Source organism: Phocaeicola sp. RTP21198st1_B8_RTP21198_201120, from assembly GCF_040929485.1.
In the GTDB taxonomy this organism is placed as follows: Bacteria; Bacteroidota; Bacteroidia; order Bacteroidales; family Bacteroidaceae; genus Phocaeicola; species Phocaeicola dorei.
Genome location: NZ_JBCOCI010000076.1, coordinates 13,642 through 16,171, shown reverse-complemented (window position 1 = coordinate 16,171; position 2,530 = coordinate 13,642). Strand labels below are relative to the sequence as shown.

2 protein-coding genes are annotated in these 2,530 nt (G+C 42.8%); one reads left to right on the top strand and one right to left on the bottom strand.

Translation table 11 applies throughout. The features are described from left to right. On the top strand, nt 1-1,291 hold a 1,291-nt coding region (locus AB5935_RS19430; RefSeq protein ID WP_368327525.1), incomplete at its 5' end, for a sigma-54-dependent transcriptional regulator. Between the two features lie 339 nt (nt 1,292-1,630). Here the strand turns inward: AB5935_RS19430 and AB5935_RS19425 are convergent. Continuing rightward, entirely contained in the window at nt 1,631-2,257 is a 627-nt protein-coding gene (locus AB5935_RS19425) for an O-acetyl-ADP-ribose deacetylase (protein ID WP_120053453.1), read from the bottom strand. Nucleotides 2,258-2,530: the final 273 nt, after the last annotated feature.

Here is a 2,530-nt window from a genome sequence, read left to right as displayed (position 1 = left end):
TCTTTCGCGTATGATGGAATTGGAAGGTTACGAAGTATTCCAGGCAGCCGATTGCCAGTCTACATTGAAACAACTTAAGTTACATAATCCCCAAGTGGTGTTGTGTGATGTGTTTTTGCCGGACGGCAATGGAGTGGATATGGTTACAACCATCAAAAAACTCTATCCAGAATTGGAGGTGATACTTTTGACCGCCCACGGTAATATTCCGGATGGTGTGCAGGCAATCAAGAATGGAGCCTTTGATTATATCACCAAAGGGGATGATAATAATAAAATTATTCCGTTAATCAGCCGGGCTATGGCTCAGGCTAAAAAGAATGTAGGGGAAAAAGTGAAAACAGAAGAAACCCAAAGTTTCTCTTTTGACGCTATAAAAGGGAAGTCGGAGGGTATGCAACAAGCCGTAGCATTGGCCCGAAAGGTTTCGGCAACGGATGTTACAGTCTTGCTGACCGGAGAAACAGGCACGGGGAAAGAAGTCTTTGCACAAGCCATCCATCGCAACAGTCTTCGCAAAGAGAATGCTTTTGTGGCTGTAAACTGTTCTGCTTTTAGCAAAGATCTGCTTGAAAGCGAGATATTCGGTCATAAAGCCGGTTCGTTTACCGGAGCGATGAAAGATAAGAAGGGGCTGTTCGAAGTGGCCGATAACGGAACCATCTTTTTGGATGAAATAGGTGAAATGGCTTTCGAGCTGCAGGCCAAATTGCTTCGTGTGCTCGAAGCGGGAGAGTACATCAAGATAGGCGACACGAAACCGACGAAAGTGAATGTCCGCGTTATCTCCGCCACCAATCGGGACCTGAAAAAAGAAATAGAACAAGGTAATTTCCGTGAAGATCTTTATTATCGTCTTTCTGTTTTTCAGATACACCTCCCTCCTCTTCGTGAGCGCAAAGAAGACATCGAACTTTTGGCGGGAAGCTTTATCCAACTCTTTTCAAAAAAACTGGGGAAACAAGTGGAAGGGATGGCTCCGGAGTTCTTGAATGCTTTGAAAGCTGCCGACTGGAGAGGAAATATCCGTGAATTGCGAAACGTGATAGAACGCAGCATGATTGTCTGCGACAAACAGCTTACCTTACAAGATCTTCCTATTGAAATACAGAATACCCGACAGGAAGATTATTCCGGCAAGAATTATTCGGAGTTTGAACTGGCCGCTATGGAAAAACGTCATATTGCTAAAGTTCTGCAACATACTAAAGGAAACAAGACTGAGGCTTCACGTTTATTGAAAATAGGTTTGACTACTTTATATAGAAAAATAGAGGAATACGGTATTTAGTTATTGAGTACCATTGATTAAGCCGTTTCCTCCTTATGGCTAAGCCCACTCTTATGGTTTGCTGCTACAGTTTCTTCCGGTGGACTGTACAGTCCACCGGGGCAGTCCGTACAGTCCATTGCAGTGGACTGTACGGAGCGATGCCGGCGACTATAGTATGTAACCGTAAGAATGGGCTTAACCATAAGGAAGAAAGAGCTTAGTATCAGGTATGAAAGACCATACGGTAGCGTTTCACAAGCTGGAACACTTACTACACTCTTCTGTCCGTCACAGTTTCAGCAAAGATGGAAACGGAATCGGTATAGTACGGATTTTAGAAATCCCCCGTGGCTTTCCTCAGCAAGACAGGAGCTCTCGATATACTTCAGCATCTTCTTCCGAGAAACAGCATACAATCACTTCTCCTTCATAGCCATGTGCCATTTCTTCCCCGATGGCATTCAATGCGATACGTGCCGCTTCTTCCTTGGGATAATGATATACGCCGGTACTGATACAGGGGAATGCAATGCTTTGGATGCCGTTTTCTCTCGCTAGTATAAAACTGGTACGATAACATGATGCAAGTTTTTCGGCTTCTCCATGCGTTCCCCCATGCCATACGGGCCCTACAGTATGAATTACTTTCCTGCATGGCAGGTTGTATGCATCGGTTATCTTGCTTTCCCCTGTCGGACAACCGCCCAATGTTTTGCATTCCGCTAACAACGCCGGACCTGCAGCCCGATGGATAGCTCCATCTACACCGCCACCACCCAGCAACGAACTGTTGGCTGCATTTACAATGGCGTCGACTTTTAAAGTAGTGATATCGGCTACGGTAATATTTATCTTTTTCATTTTTCCTTTCTGTTTTTCTGTATTAAAACCTCTATACAAAGCTATATAATAAATTGGGGAATTATGCAGTTTGGCAGCAAATAAATCAATTATTCTCCTGTTTTGATATCCTTCCCTTTTCATTTTGAAAAGATCTTCTTTTGCTCCCTCTTTTTTCTTGTTGTTATATCTGTATATAAATCAATTACTTATCTCCTGTTTGCCAGTAATGGCACACTATTGGCATATAGCGTGGCAGTTAACAATAGTATTAATTTAAAAAAAGGAATTATGGATTTATTTTCAATCGGATTTGCGGTTTGTACCTTGAGCGGCATAGCTTGCTTTTGGCTTTTCTTTAAATGTATAGACTGGTTCGAGAAGATCTAAAAAAAGAAAGGAGAAACAAGTTATGTA